General features: G+C 49.4%; 19 protein-coding genes and 1 pseudogene. 13 read left to right on the top strand and 7 right to left on the bottom strand.

Annotated features, from left to right (window positions below; translation table 11 throughout):
• Positions 1-28: 28 nt before the first annotated feature.
• A complete protein-coding gene (gene prmB, locus HU727_RS21425; protein ID WP_186534064.1) occupies positions 29-937 on the bottom strand; it encodes a 50S ribosomal protein L3 N(5)-glutamine methyltransferase in 909 nt (302 codons plus the stop codon).
• 239 nt (positions 938-1,176) lie between these two features.
• Between prmB and HU727_RS21420 the strand changes: the two genes are divergently transcribed.
• The 5 genes from HU727_RS21420 (at position 1,177) to HU727_RS21400 (ending at position 4,391) form a co-directional block, all read left to right on the top strand.
• Entirely contained in the window at positions 1,177-1,767 is a 591-nt protein-coding gene (locus HU727_RS21420; protein WP_186534065.1) for a cysteine hydrolase family protein, read from the top strand.
• Between the two features lie 130 nt (positions 1,768-1,897).
• Complete coding sequence (locus tag HU727_RS21415; protein ID WP_186534066.1) at positions 1,898-2,218, top strand: hypothetical protein; 321 nt, start codon at positions 1,898-1,900, stop codon at positions 2,216-2,218.
• Positions 2,219-2,292: 74 nt separating this feature from the next.
• The gene (locus HU727_RS21410; protein ID WP_122747072.1) at positions 2,293-2,850 is read left to right on the top strand and encodes a Smr/MutS family protein; all 558 of its coding nucleotides are present in this window, start codon (positions 2,293-2,295) and stop codon (positions 2,848-2,850) included.
• A 348-nt stretch (positions 2,851-3,198) separates the two neighbouring features.
• Entirely contained in the window at positions 3,199-3,717 is a 519-nt protein-coding gene (locus tag HU727_RS21405) for a DUF2846 domain-containing protein (RefSeq protein WP_186534067.1), read from the top strand.
• Between the two features lie 455 nt (positions 3,718-4,172).
• Positions 4,173-4,391: a hypothetical protein gene (locus tag HU727_RS21400; protein ID WP_186534068.1), complete on the top strand. Its 219-nt coding sequence runs from the start codon at positions 4,173-4,175 to the stop codon at positions 4,389-4,391.
• Positions 4,392-4,627: 236 nt separating this feature from the next.
• Here the strand turns inward: HU727_RS21400 and HU727_RS25790 are convergent, their stop codons facing one another.
• The gene (locus tag HU727_RS25790; protein WP_225919880.1) at positions 4,628-4,867 is read right to left on the bottom strand and encodes a hypothetical protein; all 240 of its coding nucleotides are present in this window, start codon (positions 4,865-4,867) and stop codon (positions 4,628-4,630) included.
• A 467-nt stretch (positions 4,868-5,334) separates the two neighbouring features.
• Between HU727_RS25790 and HU727_RS21390 the strand changes: the two genes are divergently transcribed.
• Positions 5,335-7,026: a zinc dependent phospholipase C family protein gene (locus HU727_RS21390; protein ID WP_186534069.1), complete on the top strand. Its 1,692-nt coding sequence runs from the start codon at positions 5,335-5,337 to the stop codon at positions 7,024-7,026.
• A gap of 10 nt (positions 7,027-7,036) precedes the next feature.
• Entirely contained in the window at positions 7,037-8,026 is a 990-nt protein-coding gene (locus tag HU727_RS21385) for a hypothetical protein (RefSeq protein WP_186534070.1), read from the top strand.
• Here the strand turns inward: HU727_RS21385 and HU727_RS26255 are convergent.
• Positions 7,956-8,255 carry a hypothetical protein gene (locus tag HU727_RS26255; protein ID WP_496197707.1) on the bottom strand — a complete coding sequence of 100 codons (300 nt, stop codon included), beginning with the start codon at positions 8,253-8,255 and terminating at the stop codon, positions 7,956-7,958. The genes HU727_RS21385 and HU727_RS26255 overlap by 71 nt on opposite strands.
• A 461-nt stretch (positions 8,256-8,716) precedes the next feature.
• On the opposite strand from HU727_RS26255, the gene HU727_RS21380 reads away from it, so the two are divergent.
• The 4 genes and pseudogenes from HU727_RS21380 to HU727_RS21365 all read left to right on the top strand — a co-directional run bounded on the left by HU727_RS21380 (position 8,717) and on the right by HU727_RS21365 (position 11,716).
• Complete coding sequence (locus HU727_RS21380) at positions 8,717-9,766, top strand: adenosine deaminase family protein (protein ID WP_186534071.1); 1,050 nt, start codon at positions 8,717-8,719, stop codon at positions 9,764-9,766.
• Positions 9,763-10,323, top strand: coding sequence for a non-canonical purine NTP pyrophosphatase (locus HU727_RS21375; protein ID WP_186534072.1), 561 nt, complete (start codon positions 9,763-9,765; stop codon positions 10,321-10,323). Before HU727_RS21380 ends, HU727_RS21375 begins: the two co-directional genes overlap by 4 nt.
• Entirely contained in the window at positions 10,320-11,114 is a 795-nt protein-coding gene (locus HU727_RS21370; protein WP_016774189.1) for an SIR2 family protein, read from the top strand. The genes HU727_RS21375 and HU727_RS21370 overlap by 4 nt, the downstream gene beginning before the upstream one ends.
• 174 nt (positions 11,115-11,288) lie before the next feature.
• Positions 11,289-11,716 (top strand): annotated as a pseudogene (locus HU727_RS21365) (tyrosine-type recombinase/integrase).
• Between the two features lie 108 nt (positions 11,717-11,824).
• Here HU727_RS21365 and HU727_RS21360 read toward each other — a convergent pair.
• On the bottom strand, positions 11,825-12,646 hold the full coding sequence (locus HU727_RS21360) for a putative phage abortive infection protein (RefSeq protein WP_186534073.1): 822 nt from the start codon (positions 12,644-12,646) through the stop codon (positions 11,825-11,827).
• Positions 12,647-14,147: 1,501 nt separating this feature from the next.
• On the opposite strand from HU727_RS21360, the gene HU727_RS21355 reads away from it, so the two are divergent.
• Complete coding sequence (locus HU727_RS21355) at positions 14,148-15,140, top strand: hypothetical protein (protein WP_186534074.1); 993 nt, start codon at positions 14,148-14,150, stop codon at positions 15,138-15,140.
• Between the two features lie 437 nt (positions 15,141-15,577).
• On the opposite strand, the gene eruA is transcribed toward HU727_RS21355, so the two are convergent.
• The 3 genes from eruA to HU727_RS21340 form a co-directional block, all read right to left on the bottom strand.
• Entirely contained in the window at positions 15,578-19,543 is a 3,966-nt protein-coding gene (gene eruA / locus HU727_RS25785) for an NACHT domain-containing antiphage protein EruA (RefSeq protein WP_225919879.1), read from the bottom strand.
• Positions 19,544-20,001: 458 nt separating this feature from the next.
• Complete coding sequence (locus tag HU727_RS21345; protein WP_186534075.1) at positions 20,002-22,383, bottom strand: 3'-5' exonuclease; 2,382 nt, start codon at positions 22,381-22,383, stop codon at positions 20,002-20,004.
• Positions 22,384-22,442: 59 nt separating this feature from the next.
• The gene (locus HU727_RS21340; protein ID WP_186534076.1) at positions 22,443-24,377 is read right to left on the bottom strand and encodes an ATP-binding protein; all 1,935 of its coding nucleotides are present in this window, start codon (positions 24,375-24,377) and stop codon (positions 22,443-22,445) included.
• A gap of 1,008 nt (positions 24,378-25,385) precedes the next feature.
• Here HU727_RS21340 and HU727_RS21335 point away from each other — a divergent pair.
• Positions 25,386-25,799, top strand: a 414-nt coding sequence (locus HU727_RS21335; protein ID WP_217847140.1) for an Hcp family type VI secretion system effector, incomplete at its 3' end; no start/stop codon positions are given.

The raw sequence follows: 25,799 nt of genomic DNA, 5'->3' as shown, positions 1-25,799 counted from the left end.
GCGAGCCTGCTCGCGAAGGTTCTAACAGTCAGACGCGGGAGGCGAACAAGGCTTGGTGTGCGCGGCACTGCTCTGCCGTCAGCATGAACACACCATGCCCGCCGCGCTGAAACTCAAGCCAGGCAAAATCGACTTCCGGGTACAACGCTTCTACATGCACCTGGCTGTTACCCACCTCGACAATCAACAAGCCCTTCTCGGTCAGGTGATCCGCCGCTTCGGCAAGCATTCGCCGCACCAGATTCAGGCCGTCGTCACCGCAGGCCAGGCCCAGTTCCGGTTCATGTTGATATTCCTCAGGCATGTCGGCGAAATCTTCCGCATCGACGTAGGGCGGGTTCGACACGATCAAGTCGAAACGCTGCCCTGGCAGCCCACCGAAACCATCGCCCTGCACCGTATAAACCCGCTCATCGACGCCGTGGCGCTCGATGTTCTGATTGGCCACTTCCAGCGCTTCGAACGAAAGATCCGCGAGCACCACTTCGGCTTTCTGGAACTCGTAGGCGCAGGCGATGCCGATGCAACCGGAGCCGGTGCACAGATCGAGAATGCGTGCCGGCTCGTTGCCGATCCAGGGAGCGAAGCGGTTTTCGATCAGCTCGCCGATCGGCGAACGCGGGATCAACACGCGCTCGTCGACGATGAACGACATCCCGCAGAACCACGCCTCACTCAACAGGTACGCGGTGGGAATGCGCTCTTCGATACGACGCTTGAGCAACCGCTGCAGATTGACCAGCTCATCATCTTCCAGCGCGCAATCGAGGTAGCTGTCGGCGATTTCCCACGGCAGGTGCAAAGCGCCCAGCACCAGCTGCCGCGCTTCGTCCCAGGCGTTGTCAGTCCCATGGCCGAAAAACAGATCCTCCCCATGGAAGCGGCTGACGGCCCAACGGATGTGGTCGCGCAGGGTACGAAGTCGGGAAGTGATCACGGCGTAGAACTCCAGAAAAAACGACTGGCGATTCTACCAGCCAAAACGCGTGACGACGACGCAGGAAAAGCAACCCGGCGACGGTAGGAGTTTTCTTTTTTTTGCATCAGGCATTGAACGGAACGTGTAACTTGACAAGGCTGCAGGCCAAGAATGACGGCGCCTACGATGGTAGCGATTCACAGAACCGCTCAGCCAGAGGACAATGTCGCAAAAGCCCCACCCCGAGGAGCCCCAGAATGTCCGTTCCAAAAACGATGTTTCAACTCAGCGGTCGCGGTTACGCAGCGGCCACACTGAGCCATGCCACCGTGGTCATCATCGATGCCCAGAAAGAATACCTCAGTGGCCCGCTCGCCCTGAGCGGCATGGACGCGGCCGTCGCGAACATCAAACAAGTGGTTGCCGCAGCCCGTGCCGCCGGTCGGCCGATCGTGCACGTGCGTCATCTCGGCACCGTTGGTGGCCTGTTCGACCCTCAGGGCGAACGCGGCGAATTCATCCCCGGTCTCGAACCGCAGGGCGATGAGACCATTATCGGCAAGCTGCTGCCGAGCGCATTCCATGGCACCGAACTGCTCGATCGCCTGCAAAACCTCGGCTCGCTGGACCTGATCGTCTGCGGCTTCATGAGCCATTCCAGCGTCAGCACCACGGTGCGTGCGGCAAAAAACCTGGGTTTCCGTTGCACCCTGGTGGAAGACGCCTGTGCCACTCGCGATCTGCCGTTCAAGGGCGGCGTGCTCAGCGCCGAACGCGTACAGGAAGCTGAGATGGCGATCATGGCCGACAATTTCGCCACGCTGGCCAAGACTCAAGATCTGGTCTGATCCTGCCCTGCGAGCGGTGCATTGGCGCCGCTCATCCGCTATATCCGCTGATTTGCCGCAAATGCCATAGCCTCAGGAACAACCCGGTCAACTCCCGGTCGAAGGGCCGATACCATTGAGGAAGGTCGGAATGAAGTTATCCGATGGATTTGACGCACGCCGTTTGCGGCCCAAAGGCCAAAGCAACTGGCGTTTTCGATTTGGCGCGGCGATCGCTGCCATTCTGGCGACGTTCGGCGTGCTGCTGGCGATGGCCGGCGCGGCCAGCCTGCTCGGGCGCCCACCGGCGCTTGGCGACCTGAACGCTTCGCCGCTGGGCTCGGCCATCATGCTGGCGGTCGGTCTGCTGTTTCTGTACTTCGGCGTTGCGCTATGGCGCCGCTGCCGCCGTCGCGCACGGCAATCGCGGGAACTGAACATGTCCCCGCACCTGATGAAAAAACACGACTGACTCAACGGCCTGGCTTTTTGCCGGGCCGTTTTGTGTCGACTTGGGTAAACTGGCCGCCCTTCGCGGAGGCTGACATGCAAGACGACGATTTTTCTCTGTTCAAAAGTGCCATCCAGGGCGTCAAGCCGATCAAGCACGACCGCGCCGACACCGGCAAACCCAAGGCTGACCGCGCGCAGATCGCCAAATTGCGCCAGTCCGCGACCGTGCGCAGCGACACCACCATCATCGACGGCCTGTCCGACCAGTTCGTAATCGACGTCGGCCCGGAAGACGAGCTGATGTGGTCCCGCGACGGCGTGCAGGAAAGTCAGATGCGCAAGCTCAAGGTCGGGCAGATTCCATTCGAAGGCAGCCTCGACTTGCACGGCATGACCGTGGAAAAAGCCCGGGAAACGCTGTGGGCCTTTCTCGCCGAAGCGACAAAGTTTGAAATCCGCTGCGTGCGTGTGACTCACGGCAAGGCAGTGCGCCTCGATGGCAAGCGACCGATGATCAAGAGCCACGTCAATACCTGGCTGCGCCAGCACGCGCAGGTTCTCGGCTTCTGCTCGTGCCAGGCCCGCCACGGCGGCGCCGGCGCCGTTTACGTGATGCTCAAACGCACCATGATGGAAGGCCGCGACGAATAAAGCTTTCACACCGAACTTGCAGGGTTGTGTCCGCCACCGTACCCTTGCCCTTTGCGAAAATCCCCACAGGTAGTTTCATGTCCCTGGAACAGAATTACACCGCCATGTTTCGGGGTATTCGGTAGGTTAGCAGGGTCAATGAAATCAAGGGCTTAGCTCCACCCAACACCCGGAAACCCATGCCAAAACACGGCCACTGGTACAGAAATTGGTACGGGATATCCTTCTCCAGCTTTGCAACTCTGCGAATTAGCGCATCCTCGCATAGCAAAATTCTCCGGGTGAGATCAGGCAACGGCTGATCCCACCACTAACGCTTTTCTGAATTCCGAAAAGAGAATCTTTCTGATGTACCGTATTGTTTTTTTTAGCTGCCTGATGGGCATCCTAAGCTTGCTGCAAGGTTGCTCTAGCGGTCCATCTTTAGACAATCGGCCTTATTATCAAGGGCCGGCAGAAGTAAACTCTGATAGCGCTACAGTCTACGTGTTTCGTCCATTACACAACGCTGCTCGCCGAGTGACCCTGTATATCAAACTAGATGATCAGCAAGTGGCAGAGCTGCCTTCTGGCGGCTATCTGAAACTCCAGGTGCCTGAGGGCTCCCACACTTTTGAGGCCAAAACTCCGCCGCTTGGTGGCCCTTTCATCGGAGACCGCTTCAATCTCACCGTCAAGAAAGGGAACGTATATTTCATCGCCGGTGAGATCCTTGAAACGCGCCCTACTGACAATCAGACTCTGGGGGTTGTTAAGGATGGACTATTTGGTGGTGAGCGGCTTTTTTTCCGCTGGGCCATGGTTCCGAAACAGACGGCTGAAATGAGGATGAGTTTTTGCCGTCTCGTGCCCCCCTCGCCGATCTAATACTCTATCTATCGCCACTCGCATGACTATGCTCCTGGAAAATCCCTCTCCCTCGCGGCTAGGGATTCGATTCCTTCAAACATTCCCATGATGGATCGGACCCATCGTCGGTCCCTGCCCCAGATAATAAAGGCCAAAAGACCGCTTTAAAAAGCCCTGTACCAGCATCGTACCAGCTAGGTGCCCCTCCTCGAAGACTCCGTGATTTCTTCCCTTCTCTGTAGCAATTCTAAAGCAAGCGTTATCGGCGACGATCTGGGCACTACTGATACTGTCAAAAACGGGGATAGCGATGCTGGTCCAATGAACACTCTTTTGCCATCGCTCCGTGAGATCTGATACCGGGCTGTCCCACCATTGTGGTGCGCTAAAGATGTCTGTTGCATATGTGTTAAGCCGATGCAATCCCGCAGCATGTACTAAGCTTTTCGAACCCATCTCTCAAGGACGATTTTATGGCAGATCACTCAGCCTCCAATATCGCAACGGCAGATGCTTTGACATTGCTCCTGCACAACCAGCATGCGTTGGCGGCTGCAATAGAGGAGGTCGCCGTGTGGATTTCGGCTAATGGCGTGCAGGTAGTTGCAGATAACGCTGTGATGTCTATGGAAACCTTAGACACAAACGCAAAAGCGATTACAGATGCAATTATGCGTATACGGCAGTCCTAGGAATGCCTAGCAGGCGGCGGTCGTCCTACTCCGACCAAAAGCGGTTAGTCATGGTCGTCAGCTTTCGGCCAGAAGCGGGCATCGGCAAGCGACCGCTTTCGGCCGATTCTGTTGAAAAAGTCGGTTCGCCCAAATGGCCTGAATATTGGCCGGTGAAAACGCCTTTTTTACACGCTGCTACGTGATATCTGAGCCTGGAAGCCTCTGCCCAAAGTGAGGATTTCAATCTCAGGCGCTTACTTTTCTGCCGTGGCAACCATGGCCGACTTTTTCAACAGAATCGGCCAATAGCAGCCACCCAAACTGCCTGAAATAGTATCCTGCATCTCAACTTTACCAGCAGTAATAGCCATCATCGCCAAGCTGAGCTGACCGAGGTTAAAAAAACCACCCTTTGGCTTACCAGTTACTTTATCGATTCTCGAAGCCAAAACAGCACCGTTGCCGATCCAGCCAATGGTGTTATCCGGCGACATTACGCTTTGGGTGTCAGGTACAGACAAAGTGATGAATGAGTCGATGCCTGAGCTTATGAGACGTCTTTGCTTTGAGCACAACCAACTGCTCGTGCCAGGACGCCCCGCTGGGGCCGCCTAGGAATGTGCGATGATTGATGATGTGGCACAGTTAATCGAAAGTAGGATCCTCGAGAATGTTGACCTGGGCTCCTATGACGCATTTCATTTCGAGGCGGGGGAATGCCTTGCAAGACTTGGAGGCTGACCGGAAGTACGCCATGGCTACAAAAGAAGCAGGCATCAACGTGATATGTTAAAAAATTGAAACTAAAGAGAGCCTGTGTGTTTAGGCTGAGTGAAATTTGAATTAGCATATATAACAAAATAATATAATAAAACAAAAAAATATCACTCGCTGCATTTCTCTGGCGTCTACATTCGAATTTGAAGTCGGTCGCCTGACAGCCTTATTCGGAGCATGCATCATGCCTGGAGTATTCACGCACTTCCTAACTATGCGAGCGATAAAGGATTCGCTTGCTCCCGAGTTAAAACAGCTCATGGATGACTTTCCGGAGCACGCACACTTCGGAAGTGTGGGGCCTGACTACTTATATTTTTACAAAAATGATTGGGGGCCAGCCGGACAAGTAGGACATCTTTGGTTTTCTTTAATTGACGAATTAAAGGATGTCGTAGGTCTATATAACACGGCAGTCTCTGCACAAAACAATGTAGAGGACTGGCTAACAGGAGGATTAGCAAGTGCGCTACAAGCAAACGTGGAACTAATAAAGGGTACAATTTCCGCTGACATCGCTAAATTAGCAACCTCAAACATCGACTTTTTTGAAGTGTTCGCCCCTCCAATTGCAAGCAAACCTTATGAAGCAGATATAATTAATTGGTGGTGGGCCGATATCGCTCATCAACATCGAACAACTGAGTTTGCAAGGTGCCTATGGGAAAAAAGTGAAGGTAATCCGGCTTTTAGAGCTTACACTTTGGGCTATCTCACCCATATGGCAACTGACATCGTTGGGCACCCCTATATTAACTTGATTGCTGGAGGACCATATCGGAACCACTGGCGCAGGCATAACTTTGTGGAGCGTATTTACGACACTCACTTTTGGAAGAAACAGAAAGGAGAAAATCTTCTCGAAAGTGCGTGTCATAAACTAGTTCATTTTGCTGGATACTATCCAGACCAACCAGAAATCCCTAAGAATTTGTGCGATTTTCTATCGGAATGCTACCAAGAAACCTATAAAACCTTGAACATATCCTCAGGCATCCCAACCTCAGGAGATGTCAATGAAATGTATCAGATTTATTATAAATATTTACTTGGAGCAACTGACAATTCATTGCTTAACTTACCAAAACCTCCCGATGATTTTGACTGGTTTGACCTGGACGTATGGATTCAACAAAAACTCAAAAGTGTATTGGATCGTCAGCCCAATTTAGGTCGAGCACCAACTATAAGAATAGATGATCCAAAAAGCTGGAAGTCATTTTTAGCGGGGTTGTTGAGCTATCTTATCTGGCTCGCAGAATTGGCAACTATGATCGCGACGATTTTAGTAGCTGTTGCGGCCAGAATAGCGACCACACCGGCTCGCTATTTGCTGTGGAAGCTGTCATTAGTGTTATATCAACTTTATGATATGTCCAGATTGGCACTTGTCATGGCGGGATATGTACACCCAACACCGGACCAAGTAGATAAATATTTCGGAGGTATAACATCCCCTGACTACAACACATTCCAAGAGGTTGGCACCCCCTTCTTACATATTACAAATGTGGAGCAAACCTATCATCTAGTACATCCGTACTCCATGGATTACGGGAGCTCCGTGAGATTGGAATCTCCTCGATGCCGCATAATGAAGAACCATGTTGAATACGGAGACGCAACCAATCTTTTTTTTGGAAAAAAAATTTCAGGCATTACTTCCAATGATGTTGCAGGTTTATGCACTTATCAGGACATGCCTATTGCCTCTATTCCAGAATTTGGTGCATTGCTGTGCAACCAATTCCAAATCAATAGAGGTGTTTTTCTCCCAAACTTTAATCTGGACGGTGACAGAGGTTATGCCTGGCCTACATGGATAGCTAGAGACCCAAAACCATGGAGTACTGCAAGCTTTGTATTTTGCCCATGAGGACTAAACCATGTATCTAAGGCGTAGTAACAACTTGCTGCTAGAAAGCCTCGAAAAGCAGGATGAAGGTGGAGGCACCCTACATGGGCCATTATTAACCGTCACTGACAGTGATAGACTTTCGAAAATCATGATTGGAAGGTCACTCCATGACTTAGACTACAGTTGGTCAAGATCCAATAATTTTATTTTAACCAGTGTCACGAATACAAGCCTTGAGATAGAAACAACAATCGTTAACCATGGAGATGTTGATTCTATTGGAGCATCCCTCATGGTTGTCGTATGGGGGAAAATGCCCACTCAAGTCGGATATTTCCGAATCGCATCTATTGAAAAAGTTCCAAGCATAAGTCCAACAGGGAGCAACACAAACAACACTCATACTGAAAATATTTCTATCATTTTGAATAGTCTAATTTACGGGCCACACGCTACACCCATCCTTGATACAAGTGAAATCACCCATCTATACGCACTAGTCTACGACTTCCCATTGGATCCTCCAGATAAGGTTTGCACTGAGTTTTACATGGCCACCAGAGAGGGACTAAAATACTTTGGCCCATCTAATATTCACCCATGCCGACTATCTAGACAGATTACATGTACAACCTTCAATTCCCAGCCAGCATTCACAGTGAACGGAACCTCAATCACACACGAACCAAATGGCTATGTAGAATATATGCTTCAATCTTTTGGCACAGACTCTGGCGCCTCGTTCGGGTACATCAGTTCGGACTCAGCTACCAACGAAGTGTCCTCAAATATCCGAGCCTTGGATTTGTATAAGTTTATTTTCCATGATGATTTGATAGCAATGGGTTCTCTTAGCTTTTACATTGGACAAGCAGGATATAAGATGCTTCACTCCGACCCAAATCATGGAAGAATAACAATGGATGGAAATCAAACCGATAGACTATTTATCGATTGGAATGACTCGGGAAACGATCGTGATTTTGGCGATTATGTAATGAGCATAATTCATAGATAACCAAGATATAATACATGCTAACTTGGCTAACTATTTTTAAGCATGTAGCATGCTCTTCTTTATAATATCGCGATAACCCACCACCGGATACGGATCTCGAAAGCTGAACAGTACCCTTGAGCTCCAGCTCGCCAAAATCAGTGCCAATAAGCTGCCGCTGGGCTATAGGGCTTAGTGACACGTTGTAAATGGTCACTTTAATTGGACTGTTAGCTTCTGACACGTTCATCCCATCGAACGATGTAAATATTCCTGTCCGAAGTAATCATGGCCTCCAGTCGCTTGGATCACAGGCAGTAAAAGGTCGATTGCTGTCGGTCCCGAATGGCCGATTCTGGCCGGTTTCAGTCCCTCGCGACAGGCAGAAAGCGGCGAAAACCGGTCATCAACCATCAGATAGCTGGAGTCTCCGGCTTAAGCTGCTCTGAAATCCATCTACCCCGGGGCGCTGCGTACCGCATTATTGTTGCGACACTAAATGACCATTTTCTCAACTACCACGGACCCACATTTGGTTCTAAAGAGCCAACCCCTGGAGCCTTGGCTGTAGAGAAATGCTGAGTCAGCAACTCTAGACGTACTACCTGACCAACTGATACATAGGATGATGGCTTTTTGGGATTATCTTAAACAGGAAGGCAGTCGAGATGCGTGAAAACGAGACTCACGACTAGCGACTAAGGATAGCGATTGAATCAATGCCAGATTGACCTAGCAAAGACGCCGAATGGGGGCCTCGGGCGTGAGATTGTGCACAAGAGCCTCGCGGTGGAACTCAGCGAGCGGGATCGCGCAGAACTTCATGTACACATGAACGGAGCCATTCCAGTTTCGACTATTCAAGACATTTTTGCGGACGAATTAACAGAGCTGCCGTCTGGTTTTCTGATTGAGCGGGACATGTTGCGACACACACCGTGTCAGTCGTTGGCGTCATACCTGACCCCTTGGCAGGTGTTGCGGCTCTTCCCCAAAAAACGCGAGAACCTGGATCGCCTTTCCTTGGCAGTCGTTTCGAGCCTCGCGCAGAACAATGTGCGCTTTGTAGAACTCCGAAGCAGCGTTTTGTACCTTGCCGCTCTGCAAAATTGCTCGCCCGCTCAAGCCTTGGAGCGCCTTTTGGAATCGTCTAGAACTGCATCTGACCGCTTCGGTATGCGTCTCGGCTTGGTCCTCACCGTGACACGCGGCGACTACAGTTCGGTTGGCCTGTCCACACTTCTACAGGCCTACCAAGATCTCGGTGAACCGGATGATGTGGTGGGGCTTGATCTGGCGGGCGATGAGGAAATTGCGTATCCAGCCGAATTACCGTCGCTATTTCGGAAGGCGAAGGATCGATTCGGATTCGGGATCACCATCCATGCGGGCGAAACTGGTCGCGTTGAAAACGTTCGGTCAGCTGTGGAGTTGTTTGGCGCAGATCGTATTGGCCATGGAACAGCTGCTAGCAAAGACCCTCACCTGCTAGATCTCTTGGCAAGACAGGATATCTGCATCGAAGTATGCCCAATCAGCAACAGGCTCACCGGAGCTGTTCCTGTCGACGAGGCCCATCCTCTGTTGGAGTTTCGGCGTCACCAGGTCCCTTTTGTAATTTGCTCGGACAACCCAGCGATTCATCAGCGAGGCCTAGCAGATGATCATGCGACGGCGATGACCGAGGGGCTCTCCGCCAATGATATTTCCGAACAGTTCGACATCGCCAAGCGGTACTCATTCATAGAGGGTCTAAATTGAAAATCCGATTCATGTCCGGAAATCAGCACAAGGTCAACGAGGTGCAGCGAATTCTTGCCCCTGTCGGAGTGGAAGTCGTGTCGGTGTCACGGAAAATTGAAGAGCTGCAAACCGAGGATGTCCACCGCTTGGTGCGGGACAAGTTGACCAAGGCATTTGAGGCTATAGGTCGCCCGCTTTTCGTCGAGCACACAGGGCTCTACCTGAGCGGTCTCAATGGGCTTCCTGCGGGTCTGACCCAGATATTCTGGGACAAGCTGGAAGCAGATCGATTCGTTAAGCTTGTAGCTGGTCTCGGAGATGCCGCAGTGACCGCAAAAACAGTGCTCGGGTATTGTGATGGGCGCCAGATTCGCCTGTTCGAAGGCTCCATCGAGGGAACTGTGCCTCTTGTACCGGCCGGACCACCTGACTTTCAATGGGACTGCGTTTTCGTCCCGAACGGGCACACCCAAACTTTCGCTGAGATGGGACCGGCCAAGGACGCTATTTCCATGCGCCGCAAAGCTCTAGACCAGTTCGCCGAATATCTCAAAACTTGTGAGGGCGTAAGATGAACGCTGAGTTGCTACGCGCGCACCGCACCGGCAAGCTGATGCTTTTTGTAGGTGCAGGGGTGTCTGCCAATCTAAGCCTGCCTACTTGGGGCGAGCTTATCGCACGCATCGCTCAGGACCTGGGATACGATCCGAAAATCTTCTCCACTTACGGAACACCGCTTGCACTTGCGGAGTACTACAAGAGGAAGAAAGGTACTCTTGGGCCGCTTCGGAGTTGGATGGATCGCGAATGGCACAAGCCCAGTACAGATATCTCCACATCCGAAATCCATCGACTGATTACTCTCGGACGATTTTCACGGATCTACACCACCAACTACGATCGATGGCTGGAAATGGCCCACGACAAGTTCGAGGTGCCATACGATAAGATCGCAAGCGTTGCCGACCTCGTATCTGCCACTGAGGGCCGGCGTCAGATCATAAAATTCCATGGGGACTTCGATGACGAGACATCAATCGTTCTCGACGAAACTAGTTACTTTCAGCGATTGAATTATGACTCTCCGCTGGACATCAAGCTCAGCAACGATGTCTTGGGGAACTCTGTTCTCTTCATCGGATACAGCATTTCGGACTTCAACATTCGACTTCTGTTTTATCGACTGACGGAGATGTGGGGGCGCTCGCTGCTGCCATCTGCCAGACCAAAGTCCTACGTCTTCACGAATCGACCGAACCCTGTTGCACAGGAAGTGCTAGGTCAGTGGGGAATCGAGATGATTGTTTCGGAAGAGGACGATCCAAAGAAAGCGCTCACGGATTTTCTTCAGGAATTGGTGAGCTAAGAAACCTGCTCGGTCGCGATCTCAGGGGTTAACACTTATCCCTCATGGCGGTGCCGGGCTCGCGAGTGGCAGGTTTGGGTCGAAAACGGTCTCACCTACGCGACTGCTTTTGGCCGGTTAGCGACCCTTCCTCTGGTCAGCCATCCTTGTCCTTCGACACGTGGAGGACTAGTCATGAACATCTTCGCTACCTGCAGCCGCCAGCCTTGGAACAAAGGAAAGCTGGTCGGGCAGAAAGCTCCACTCAGACTGAGAGATATCTGGGCCATCCGGGTAAGGCTTCAAATTGCAGAACGAACCCGTGATCTTGCGCTCTTCGATCTGGCCATCGACAGCAAGCTTCGGGCCTGCGACTTAATCAGGCTTCGTGTGCGCGACGTCGCCGATGGCGAGCACGTATCGTCAAAGGCTGGGTGGAAGCCGTTGGCCTTGATCCAGCCATGTATGGCACTCACACATTGAGGCGTACGAAGGCATCGCTGATCTATCGCAGGACGAAGAATCTGCGAGCGGTTCAACTGCTGCTTGGCCATACGAAGCTGGAGAGCACCGTTCGATATCTGGGAATTGAAGTTGACGACGCCCTGGAGATGGCGGAATAGACCGAGGTTTGAATAGGCACAGCGGCGGTCTAGCCCTGACCGTCGCTTACCGGCCAAAAGCTGCCGCTTGAGTTCGCCTAAGAAAGCAGTGGCGATTCAACTTGAGATTTAAACTTTTGGCGAACTCACCGTGAAAGAATCATATATCGCCAATATTTCATCGCTGTTCCCATACGCAGCTCTGTTTAAAAACTTTACATCTCCTTCATCCAAAAGCATTCGCGGATCTAGATTATTAAATATTGCAAATTCATCAACATATTTTTTAAACTTGCATCCGCGCTCGCTTAAGCAGTTATAGAAAAGCACAACAAGTTCAAAATCTGACAAAAACGATCTAGCAACAACACCAAACTTCTTGCTTTCTCTATGCTCACTTTCTGACGCAAAGCGAAAGACCGAATATAGGCTTCTAAAATATAAGCTCAGATCACCTTGATGCCGAGACCACATCGCCTCATAGGCAATCACCATTCTAGTTTGGTGACTGGCTCCAGAGTTGGAATAGGACTCTCTAAGCTGCTTAACCCATGTTTTAAAGCAATCTCTACCCACCATGGTAACTCTGCCATTTCTTTTTAAATCAAAGCCCTGGACTACGTTATGCTGAAGCGTCAGCATATTATAAAATTGAGACTCAACCTGCTGACTTTTAATCTGCCTTTGAGTTTCAGAAAGATCTTTTCTTTGCCAAAACAATGTCAACAGAACACCCGAAAAAGCCAAGCCAGAAAAAAAAGCATTTAGCGTTCCAAAGCTATCACCAAACGTCCCCTCCCTAACAGCCGCGGGCAATTTCTTGATTGGAATTTCCGAAGTCAAAAAATCAAAAAACAAAAAATAAGCACCTAACACAAGCATAACAACGAAAATACTGAATAACCAATTCGACACAAATCCAACTACACAGTTAAAATATTTCAGAAGCATACGTAGTCACTCGTCAAAGACAGCCGTTAAACCTCTCATATTTTTATTGTATCTTCTACCATTTAATTTCGCCTATAACCTTCTAAAAAATACAGACCGATATAGGTTGCCTTCAACGAATCACGCCAGCCGGCGAAGCAGGCACCTGCTTTGGAGATCGCCATGACCACATTCGCAGTGTTTGGCATGACCATTGGCATCGCCACCGCCGAAGCACGCAATAAAGACCGGCACCGGTAAGAAACTCAAGGCTCCAGGCGGCGTCGAGCCATTACCGGAGCCTGTGTGGCTTGAGATGGTTCGCAAGCGTTCGGAGAGGATCATAGGGTCTACAGTGTGTCAGCTCTCGCCATTGTTCGACGCGCCGCAGTACGCCGAGCGGTTCCTGGAGCTGGCTCGCAAGACTTTGCGCTGTCGTAATCTGAAGATCAGGGCAAAGGCGTTACTGACTGACGCCAAGGGAAAGCCAATCAAACCGAAAACCAACGCGCCGAAGGTTGATTTTTTCCGAGTGGCCACCGAAGCCCGCTATCAAAGCACATAGGACTGAACGGTCGTTGGACCGGACAGTGCCAGCGCACAGACCAAGCACATTTCAGCCGCGCGTTTCCGAAAGTTAGAGCTGGTGAAAATCGGTTTGCGCTGTTTTGTCATCTTCTTTTTTCCCATGACTGGCTGATTTTTCGGGTTTTCCCGAATATGTGTTTGTTTCTTATGCGGAGGGGTATCGACACCCTCTGACCGTGCAACTGCAGTTTTATTGACGCTGTCACTAATGTTTGGAACTACAGTGACGTTGTTGTCCCCAAAGAGGCTGAATGCTTCAACCCTAATCGAAGATGATACGCCTGCGACTGAAGGTGCTTGGTCTTGTCCACTCCTATGTGCGCTGCGGTTAAAAAAGGATACTCCGGTTAAAGGCGTTTCTAAACATAAACACGATGTATGTGTGAAAAAACAACAACAATTTCGGCGGACGGATCACCTGGAAATTTCACGACCATCCGGCCACTGATTCCACGCACATTGGGCCACTCTCAACGCAGGCAGCGAAATTAGGGGACACACGATATCGCGACAGAAAATCCTGCCCTCCACACATAACGCTAACTTAACCCGATCCGACCCTGCCGCCATCGAGCCACTCCACACTCTGACAACCTTCAACTCATTCAACCCCACACGCCACTCAATCCCGCGCTCAGCCCGATCAGAGTCATCCCATCGTTTTAGCGTTGCACCCATGATTGATTAGGCCTAGGCGCCCGCCTGCCCCTAAGCAAGCCTGTCCATGCCCTAAAAAGCACCATGCGTTGTAGCAATTTCTAAGCATCCGCACGTACCGCCCACAAAGGGCGCTACCGGTACTATGCTTTTCCCTTTTCTATTCGGCGATGTCAGCCATTAGTAAATACCGATCCGTACCTCGCACTTGGTATGTCACAAACTAGTGTGAGAAGCTCACAGACTTTAGTGGATTTCGATCAGCATGGGAGGCAGTGTGGCTCAGTTTCCAGTTTCCGAATTTGAAAAAATACCGTTTATCGATGCCAGTTCGCTTGATGGAAGAGTATTTACAAGTTTGACATTCCATCATGAAGGAAAATGGAGGATGTGGTTGGCTGTAGGTCCCAACTTGATGGAAATTCAGGGTTTTCCATCAGAAGCATCTTATTTTTCAAAGCAGCCTGAAGACCCTGCCGATCTTTATCTCCATTTTATTGATTTTATTGCTCAACATGCCTCATTTCCTGGAGTAATAAAGCCGCTTTTTGGACTAAAGGATGATATTTATAATCTTTGCGCCGTTATAGCAAAGCTTGAATATTTTAAAGGAGCTATAGCTGCGGTGGGGCATGGAATAAGCAGGATGATTGTAACGGAAATCGAGTATCTATTTTCTGTTTGCAGAAGTATCTTTGATCTTTTGCATGAGGTCAGTTGTTGTATGTGGGAGGTTACTCAGTTTCAAGATGGGGTAAAGCGGAAAAAACTTCCTAAACAGTTGACCAAGGTTATGAGGTTTAATGATGAGTACTCAAACGCACAAGAAATGAAAACACGTTTCTTAATGCCTGAGCCTTGGGCTCTATGGTATGAACGGCATATTAGCTTCTTCTCTTCACTTCGGGAATTTCGAGATAATATCGTACATCATGGGTCTGCTGTTTCATCAGTGTTTGTCGATGAAAGGGGGTTTTCTGTATCTCGACATGATAAGCCCTTTGATAAAATGGATATTTGGACACCTGCGGAAATTTCCCCTAATGATGTGGTGCCGCTGGAGCCAGCTGTGTCTTATGTTGTGTGGAAAACTTTATCTGCATGTGAAGATTTTAGTCAAATGTTGCAACAGTGCATTCTATTTCCTAATGCATTAGCTCCAGAAATGCATATGTATATGCGTGGAAATTTCACAAAGCAACTTCAGGCGAGTTTGATTGGTATTGGAAAAAAAATGGCAGATATGCATCAAGAATCAAAAGCAGATTGAGCAGGCAACCTAAATAACTAAAATTCTGGTTCTATCTATGTGACGGCTATGGTTGCCTCGAACGCTCCGGCCTGCTAAAGCGTCAGGCAGTAAATGCGAACATTCCCGTCTGGCAGTATCTTGAACGGAGTGGATCTTGGCTATATAGATAAGGCGCATGAGAATTCAATGGACTGACGGCGCACGTAAATGCGTCTCTGGATCTGCGCAAACTTTGATGGGTGTGATGCATGTCCAAGCATTGGCGCAGTAGTCCGCTCCTGGCCAAAAGCGGCAGCTCACGGCCATAAGCAGACATTCGTTACCAGAGGTTCGGTTGACTGGTTGCGGCCTTTCGAAAATGCACTTGGATGAATTGTTTGCGATGCTCCAAAGCAGCTCAGTAGAAATAGGCCGTTATCTTACGATCGTCAATATTACTGCCATCAGCTTTACTTCTAACAGGGAATGCTTCGCACAAGATCTAAAACAAAAACGGCGACTCTGCTTTCTCGTGCAGACCTGCTCTTCGCAATGAGCATTTGTTTCAGTTCATCGGCAGTTTTGGGGAGGGGGTCGTGTCGACCTGGACTTTTCAACCTCTTGGTAGCTTGTTCTTGTTCTCCAAACCAGAGAACGAGATAAATACCATACCCTTCCGCTCGCCAATCTGGAGTGTAAAGCGCATCAAGCTGTCTATCTGATCCTGTCCAGAGCTCGGAGTGCCATTGCCCTTTAATCTCAATCGGAATTCGAAGTGTGCCAGCGGAACAAGTGATATCAACTTCCTTGTCAGCGGCAACATGTGTTTCCGGATCAAAAGCGAATCCCGACGCCCCTTGTCTGAGAAGACCTAGAAGGTGATCACGGCAACGCTCCTCAACGAACGGATTACTTTTATCGTCATAAAATCCGCGCCAGGACTCAGCATCGTCGCTCCGTATCTTCGCTTGGGCGATGGCAAGCTCTTCAATTACAAGAGTTTGTAGGTCCACAAGGGACACAGGGGCAAGATTTCGTGTGATCGCGTTGATAACAGCAAGCGTGGGAGAAACATAGGTCGCTTCGACGCGGATGCGCTTCTGTTCAGCAATAACAACCTTGACCTCTTCAGAATAACCATCAACAGGTGTGTCCCTTAGTCGGGCCAGTGCATCGATTGCTTCATCGCTGGTGTCATTGCCAAGGCGACGGATTAGTCGGACGATGAAACTGCTTGCATCCCAAGAATTTGCATTGCCTGACGAAGTCCCACTCGGGCGATGCACCATTGGCCAAAGCGGTCGGAACGTATTGATCATCCACTCGCTTTGCGCAGCATTAAGGTGGACATCGGTGTCATCATTGTTACGATGGCTGATTCGATTTCGTATGTGCCAGAGCAGTTCAGGTTCGATCGGCCTAGCAACAAGCTGCGTAACACTAGCGTGGAAATCAACAATAACGCCAATCGCAACCCAAGTACGACGGCGCTCTTCGTCCATCGACGCACATCGAAGCGCTAAGATTCGGCGTAACTCGTCAAACCGGCCGGAGCGGATGAGCCTATCAACCAGCTCTATTTCTGGACCTATCGGTAAGTCTGGAAATCGCTCCAGCCACTCTGCAGCGAGTTGGGTAGTCATGGTGATATTACTTTGGTCGTGCATCAGCGAGTAGAGACCATCTACACGTTCGCGCCGTAGCAGTAATTGCGGTTCATGGTAGAGCTTCATTGCTCCTTGCCAGCCACCGCGAATCTGGATCGAAGCCTCGACAGCTTCAGTGAGCCCCAAGATTCCTGCATGATCATCGATGCGGCTATGGCGAAGCTCAAACAGTCCAGCCATTAAGCGCTCATCAGTAAGATCATCGAACCCTACTTCTTTACGATGGCGCTCGGCGAGTGCGGCAACGATAATGTACGCTGCTTCGTAATGCTTCCCTTCTGCAATGCTCTCTGCAATCTGCTGCGCAGTAGGTTCGGGAGAATCGAGCATTAGAAATGTTTCGAACCCAGCGTGCGCTACCTCAGCAATATCATCTCCAAGCCACTGTCCGATCCTCGTATGAGCGGGTGCTTCTTCAATGTCGTTGAAGAGGCTCAGATAAGCTTTAGCAGGGTTGACTAGAGCCCCCCAATCTCCAGAGCGCATTTGCTCAATGTGAAAAGAAAAATGATTTCGGTGCTCTGCATGACGGACCGCTTGCTCGACGCGACGCTTGCGTTCGCTCTCGATCTGTTTGATCTGCCACTCGGGAATTGTCTTGTCTGCGAGTTTTTCAAGCCACTGCAAAAGATCAGGGCTGCGAGCAGCAAAAATTCGGGCAGCGGCACGTACCTGCGCGCCTGCTTCACCATCATGCCGTGAAAGCTGGACCAAATCGCGCCAGCGCTCGTCGCCGTTATCTTTGGGGTCGAGCCGATTAAGTAGCGCAATTACATCCGTGTCTGACGGTATAAAGCCGGTCGACCGTTCGCTGAGCCGCCAAGATTGCTGAAAAGGATTGTGATCACTGGGCAGCTCTAAAAACACTAATCGTTGAACGGACCGCCGCAAATTGTCGTCGCTCTGAATGAGCTCGTGTAATTTCTTATGAACATCGCGTTGATATCCATCACGGGTATGGAAAGGTTCCAGCCAAGACCAGAGTTGTTGTGCAGTGACACCGCCAGCCTCTACGACGCGAACAATCAGATGATAAGCTAGGTCGGTCAACACGTCATTCCCTAGGTGTTCATTCCTATCATCAAGACTCTTAACTGATACAGCTAAGAGATCGAGGACATCTTTCATCTGACCATCTGGAAGGTCCCTCTCCAAGCGCATCAATACTCCAACCGTACGGCTACCACTCGTTGCATAGGAAATCACGAGGTCGACAATCAATTTGGCATCAAATTGCTCGTAGCCGACTTCATCGGCCAGTTCGATTGCCAGCCGAACAGACAGCTCATCTGCATAACCACTCAAGGTGTAAAGGACGGTTGGCCAGACAGTCTCGTCATCAACCTCGACGAGAATTTCGCCAGCAATTTTCCTACACGCAAAAAATGCTTGCGGGTCAAGGACGATCTTTCGCAGATCATCCGTCAGGGCTGATGCTATTCCACTCCCCCTGACTGCTTCGAGCAGCAGGAGGCTGAGGTTAAACGACGCATCAGGCGTTGAGATCAATCGCCGTATGTCTTCGATGACCACTGGATGCTTGAAACCAAGTAATGCATACGGCCCCCAGTCTCGAAAGCGCGGATTATCTTCTGCCAGAAGCTCCAGAGAGCTGATAAGCAAGCGAGCTTGATCCGCCGTGAGTACATCTGCATCGCCATACTCAATCAATCCCATTGGGTCTGCGGTGATCACAGCTTTGGTAAGAGCCGGGTCTAAGGCAAGCCAGGCGTGAATACCCCGTAGGCTTGAAGGCACAAGACCGCGGTTATGAAATACTGAGAGGAGGCGTCTGCGTTTTTGTGGCGTATTGGCCTGTTTCGAGAGCCATTGAGCCCCTAGGTACTCCCCAATCCGGCGGTGAAGATAGGTGAAGCGATCAACGCCGTTAGCTTTGAATAAGCGAGTGCCTAACATGGCTTCAACGACATTTCCTTCAGGAAGAAGAGATACATCGGACAGTTGCAATTCACCTTCGGTAGCGTTCGCTGCGGAAGTCCGGACAATGGCCTCACTGCCAGTTAGGATCAAACCAGCGCATGCAGCGCCTGCAGCATCAAGGCCAGATTCCTTCCCTGGCTGACTTCTGGTCTTGGTGTCACGATGTTCGACACGTAAAACCTCAATGGCGCGCTCGAAAAGCTCGCTACGCGTTTCAGGTAGCGTCCCTGACCCAGCAACACGAGCAATTAGCTCGAGAGTTTGCGGGTTGCCGAGCAATCCATTGAGCCCTCGTGCGTTGAAATGCTCAATCACGCCTTTGGCTGCCGCTAAACCAAGTGTGGCGCTGAGAAAGGCGGAAGCGTCATCGTCGGTGAACGGGTCAATGTGTAGCTCTAGAGGCTTTTCAGAGTACTGTTCGCGAATAGCCTCTACACCCGTCGCGCTACGCCAATCCGCCACCCGGCACGCAAGAATAAAGCGCGGGTACCCCAGCTTACCGAGTTGACGTAGGACAAGATCCACCCCGTCTCCATCCTTCTGGCTGCTTACCTCATCGAGTGCATCAATGACTAGGATTTGGGCATCGCCTAGTAGTGTATTCGGATCATGGCGGTTGATCAGTTGGCGGGCGGTGCAATGCGAGTAATTTGGAGATGCTGCAAGCCAGTCAAGCAGGTGAGATTTTCCCATGCCTGCTTCACCAAGTATGACGAGAGATTCGGTTCTTTTTAGCAGGTCGTCCTGAGGCAGAATGATTCGACTGTCATTTGTCTCACACCACAGTGTTCGCTTGATGACTGCATGCACTATCAAATTTGCGCATTCATTCATGTCGTGACGTAGCCTCAATCGGGGACGGTTTAGTCCTTCTGATACTAGATTACCAACCCATGAGAAGCACTATATAGAGAGATACGATGACCGCTTTTGGCCGAAAGCGGCCTCTCATGAGCGGCTGCGTTCGGCCAAAAGCAGCCGGTCAAAGCGTCTAAGAAACCAGGGGCGATTCAGTCGTACGGTCAGAAGGGGCCTCCCTAAGTGGGCTCCCTACACTGGCTATCAGACTCGCGGGCTTCCTCTAGCTGAAAAAAACTTCAGAGATATCCGTCTTGATAAGCACATGATTTCTGACAAGCTACATCAAGCTAGAGAGCAGCCTATTAGCTCAGAAACAGACTCACTAAAAAGCCACACATCCGCATGATACGAATGTGTGGTTCACGCATCGCCAAGCTCATTTTTCTTGCTAAACCTGATGATCGACTGCGACGCGTTACGACATTAACAAATCACACATAAATATTAGCCTCTAGCTCACCACTGGCCCAAAGATAATCATTACAATGATCCTGTATATCCACTAAAAACCGACTAGGCTGGTTATCTTTCTCGGTATTATAAGATATGTAAATATTGTCACGCCCACGTGTTATAGCCACATAGAGCCGTGACGCCTCTCTAGCTATTCCATTCTCCATAGCAAATTTATTGGGCATTGCACCTTCTACAACACCAATAATGAAAACATGCTTAAACTCGTGCCCTTTCGCCGACTCGATCGTACTAATCGCAACACTATTATTAGTATCCACACCACCAGACTGCTTCAACTCACTACAAATAATACCTTGCCCGCTCAATTTCGAATTTATTTCTTCTCGAGCTGCCTGAGTAAGCCCGATAATGCATATTTCTGGATATGAACTATCTTCTTCAGCCCCTTGATGAGCCTCAATAAGCGACTGAACCACTCCAGCAACAAATTCAACTTCCCCCCCGAAACTCTTACACTTCACAAGAAATGGCTTCTCACCACACCTTGACGCCAAATCGGGTCTAGTAGGAGTTGAAATATTATCCTCATCAACATCAGCAAATTCATACTTCTCTATCAAACTGTAGGCAGCTAACATTATCTCCCTAGTATTTCTATAGTTTTTCTTAAGAACGTAGCTTCGATTTGAAACATTGACACCACAGGACTTTAAAACAAAGCCTTTGTTGTAAATAGTTTGAGCACCATCGCCAACCAAGAATAGACCATCCTCAATATCCGATAATTTTTCGCCGCCCCAAGAATGGGACGCAATCATCGAAACCTCCAACTGAGATAGATCTTGAACCTCATCTACCAGCACGCACCTGTATGGCATGTAGCTTGGAAATCGGCGAAACAGATCAGCTGGACTTAGAGTATCCCAACCCACCTTATCCAACGAGATAAAATCTGTCGCAAGTAGCGATGCGGCCGTGGATGTCACCCCTTCATAGTCAAGACTTTTAACACCCATTAGCTTTTCAATTCTTTCATTTGCCGCGTCTAAGAAAACTTTGCGCCCTTCACTGCTTAAAGCTATTTTCCTTCCATGCCGCTTGAAATTTTTGGCATCTACATATCTATCGAACTCACTAGGACGCAGTCTGCTCCGTATATAGTAGACTTCATCCTCGATAAACTTACGAAGATCTGCACTATCTAAACCCGTAAGCTTTGTTTGAGAAAACGCTTCATGGCGCCTCACAAACTCCAGCATGTCATTTGACAGCTTTTTTCTCTTTTCCTCACTGAGTAAAACATAGCTCTGCTCTCCCGCAGGATGGAGGCGGTTAATCACATTATGAGCAAGCCCGTTAATTGTAAGGACAGAGATCAGCGCTGATTCAACACCACAAAGCTCCTTAACAAGAGAATCGAGAAGCTTACGCATACTCTCAGTCAAAGTTAACAGGAGGATGGGCAACTTATATTTTCTTGCTAGATAGCGAGCTCGATGAAGCATTACACATGTTTTACCACTACCAGAAACTCCGCGTAGACGAGCAGGGCCTCTGAAATTCTTTTTAGCGATTTCATTTTGTGCTGGATGAAGAAAAAGCAACCAATCAGCCCAAGACGAGTCTTCCGGAAAGGTGTCGACATCCTCCCATGTTACGAAAACTTCACTATTTCTAGGATCCTGCATATCCAAGACTAAATCCGCGCCACTGCTAATACTGGCCTCACCTATCGCGAGCTTAATTCTAAAAGCCAACTCGCTTAACTCACCCTTATGAGCATGACTAAAAAAATCATCAAACATTATCGCGACGTCAGTGCTGCCGTTCTCTTCTATGTAATCCAAAACACCACTAGGATCACACTCCCAAGATTCCGCAGTAACAGCCATTACGTACTTTCTTAAATCGTCCCCGATGCTGAGTTGAGCCCATTCTTCGCCACTCAAACTACGAAGTAGCGGCAAATCTCTTAAAGCCTCGGGCGAATCAAGATCAAGTTCAACAACCTTAGTTTTAACAGGATCTTTCTCAGAGACTTGAACGAACTCCAGAGTTTTATCTTTATCGCTCTTTACCCATACGTAATCTTTGTGTTGCTCAAGCCAATGTTCAGTGTCGTCATGTGTACCTGCGTACAAAAACGCCCGAACCTTAGCGTGACCATCTACTAATTGCACTACCAACCTATAACCGTCGCCCAAGTTGAATTTCTCAGCGCTTGAGATCCGACTTTCACCATGATTAGTTCTCTGCAGGCTTTCTATCTTCCCTTCCGAAGCCGCTTCAGATAATGCTGCTCTAGCTTTAGTTATAGCGTCCCGGCCTTTTTTTCCATGTGTCTTAAGGTCTCTGAAGCATTTATTTAGAATTTTTGTTTGAATGACTTTATACAAGTTAAACTCCCCAAAAGAAAAAATGAAACAGCAGCAAAGGCATAATATCTGTACACATCTTATTCACCCGCGAGCATATCCCCCTGCCTCACAGGGATCGGATTCAAAAACACCGAAAGCACCGCCTGCTGCTCAACTAAAAACGGAGCTTCTTTGACTTTTGAAAACAAGTTCAGTAACCGTTTTTCTGCTCGAAGCAAAATAGTTTCATAAAGCAAAGGAGTGATTTTCACCTCATCACCATGACTTATTGATTCATCCTCACCCTGCTCAATGATGCTTCCCAATACAAATCCGTCAACTCGCGTGTGTTGGCGAATGTGACCTTTTGCTTTTAACTCTTTAACATATTTCCAAATCTGACTCTTTTCACGCGCACCCAGTGGCAGGTCCGTGGTTTTTAGATCAACAATAACAACATGAGCAATGCCATCTTCGTTATATTCATTATCGTAAGATGACCTAGCAAAAAAACTTACACTACAATCTGGCAACGCTACGAAGTCAGGCCTGTTAAGACTTCCTTTACCGTTAATATCCCCAAACAATTTCCGTATAACAGAAGTCATGCCTTTATTTGAAGTAAACTCAATCGATTCAAACTGAGCCCCAAACATCCACAGACCACGCTCAAACAATGGCTGCAGTTCGTGGACCTCATCAATACCAGAAATTTGAATCTTCGTTCTCAACTCAGCAATAAGCTTCAATCGATTTTGTATTTCATCAAGAACTAACTTAGCCATACCAACGGTCCATTGCGAAAGTATATCGTGCAAGGCGTCGTAGTCGTGGGGCTCACACTTATGTAGAAGGTCGAGCAGGCCGTAACGTGACTTAGCCTTTTCTAACTTAGCCAGAATTGTAGAAATCTGGACAATTTCAGCCTCACCAAAGTTCGGACAGTTATTCACAACTTCATTTATAAAGCTTTCTACGCGCTCTTTACTACTCAAAGACAGTGTATTGACATCATTGCCGACACGCTCAATCACCGCAGCGCGCTTAATTTCCCGTTCACTTTCCCCACTATCAAGTATGATTTTCCTAATGCGGTCCTGCACTGCCAGACGCGTTTGTTCCCAAGCATTATTCTTTTCTTTGAAGCCGCTCCAATCAGCAGCTACAGCATCATGCTCATTCAAAAAATCTGCCTGTACAATAAATGTAAAACGCTTTGCTTCAGAAGTTCGGCCATCGAGCACTCTTTCGTAATCGCTACGACTCCACTTGCACTCACCTACAGCGCGATTTTGTACCCACCATGCGATACCATGCTGCTTAGTTGTACGATCCGCCTTCTTTGTGTCGATATGGAGAATCGAGACCTTCCCCAAATTTGGGACGTCTAGAACCTCGCAAGATAGTAACTCCGGGATATCACTAAATGTTATAGGGCGATTATTAATAGAAACTTTAAACGCGGGATTGGCCAAGAACCTACTTCCAATTAGCTCGCGAGCTTGCTCCTCAGAAAACCGGACTGTTGGAATACTTCCATTCCCAATGATTTCTGTTCCATGACCTATAACTCCTGATGCTGTGAAAGATACCTCCTCCAGAACTAGGGGCTCAGTCACCGTCCGATATACTCTACAAACGAATTCCTGCCCATCTTTTCGCGAGGATATTAAATAATCATCAGCAAAGCAGAAACTCGCAAATCGCCCTTTACCATTCTTTCCAAAAACAGTCCGCGGCCCTCCTGCAAATTCGCTTGGCGGAGTAGTTATAGCACCCTGTACAGAAAGTCTGTTATACGCGATAGTTCGCCATATATGCTGAAACTCAATTCTAGTCATTCCATGACCGTTATCTCTGATTATAAATTGGCGATTACTCTCTGCATCGGCCCAAGTAATATCTACTTCAGTGGCGTATGCATCCCAACAGTTTGCAACGAGTTCTACAATGGCAGTAGCCGGATCTGAGACAATGGCTCCAGCATAGCTTTCCAGAAATCGAGCATCATATAAAAGAGATCGTTGCTCCATGCCCTTTATCCTTTTTGAATTCTAAATTTTCCTAGGTCCGGCTTTCCGTATTTTTGTTCGCATACACCGGGCTGATGCCACGAAAAAGGCTTATGGCCTGTGCAGCCTAAGGGTAGACGCCCGTTGGGGGCAATGGCCTTCTGCTATGTTCTAGAGAGAACGGCTAGCATCCGGGCAAGAGGTTGTGAGGACAGGCTCTCGCTAGCAGTGAAGCCAGCTGTGCTCGGGCGTCTCTCCCCCAATCGCCATAAATTTGAGCTCACCAGGCTGGTCGCGCATTACCTAGGCCGACCTCTTCACACCAACAAAACTCCGTATCGCCGTGGCGCCTAAAATTCTTCAGGATCCCCTATAAAGTCAGGGGTACGGCTTAAATCAGAAAAATCAGTGTAAGCATCGCAATTAAGGCAGTGATACGTGTAAGTCGACTCTTGGCAGCTCATTCCGCAGAAGCATCCGCAGAATGGGCAGCAGTCTTCATGCTCAAAACTTTCCCACTTACTAACACCAACATATTCGGGTACTTCGTCTCTGTCATAGCCAAGAATGGCGAATGATTCACCGCTAGAGGTGTTGGCTGCAAACCGACAACTCTCCGGAACAGGCGTTTAATACGCTGCGAATGCCCGCTTCTGACCGAAAGCAGCCAGCGCTCATCACATTATTCAGGAAGGTAGAACGAAATACTCGCTAGGCATGGCCTAACGCCATACTGCGCAAGAAGTTGCGCACTTGTTTCGTAAAAATACTCAGCGATTCCGCTGGAGGCCATGTGTTTTAAGGCCTACAGCCAAGTGCGCAAGAAGTTGCGCAGTACTGCGCAACTTCTTGCGCACTACGAGCCATCTGGCTGATCAAAAAACGCTCAAACTCGCGTTACACAACAGTGAAGTCCCCGGGTCCCGGGGACGTGGCAAAACCTGGCACGCTCCTTGATAACAGTCAGGCACCCACCGGGCGATTTCGCCTCCCGGGGCCCCCTAACTTTATCCGCAAGGAGAGCACCCCATGGCAACACCAGCGTACATGTCGGTTACCGGCGAAAAACAAGGCCTGATCACTGCCGGCGCCTTCACCGCCGACTCCGTTGGCAACACCTACCAGGAAGGCCACGAAGACCAGGTTATGGTTCAGGCTTTCAGCCACGACGTGATCATCCCGCGTGACCCGCAATCCGGTCAGCCAACCGGTCAGCGCGTTCACAAGCCAGTGATCATCACCAAGGTCTACGACAAGGCTTCGCCTCTGCTGCAAGCAGCTCTGACTTCCGGCGAGCGCATGAGCGAAATCGTTATCCAGTGGTACCGTACTTCTGCTCAAGGTACTCAAGAGCACTACTACACCACCAAACTGGAAGACGCGATCATTGTCGCCATCAACAACAAAATGCACAACTGCCAGGATCCAGGCAACTCGCACTTT

The organism is Pseudomonas khorasanensis (assembly GCF_014268505.2).
In the GTDB taxonomy this organism is placed as follows: Bacteria; Pseudomonadota; Gammaproteobacteria; order Pseudomonadales; family Pseudomonadaceae; genus Aquipseudomonas; species Aquipseudomonas khorasanensis.
This window is presented reverse-complemented; position numbering and strand designations above follow the sequence as displayed.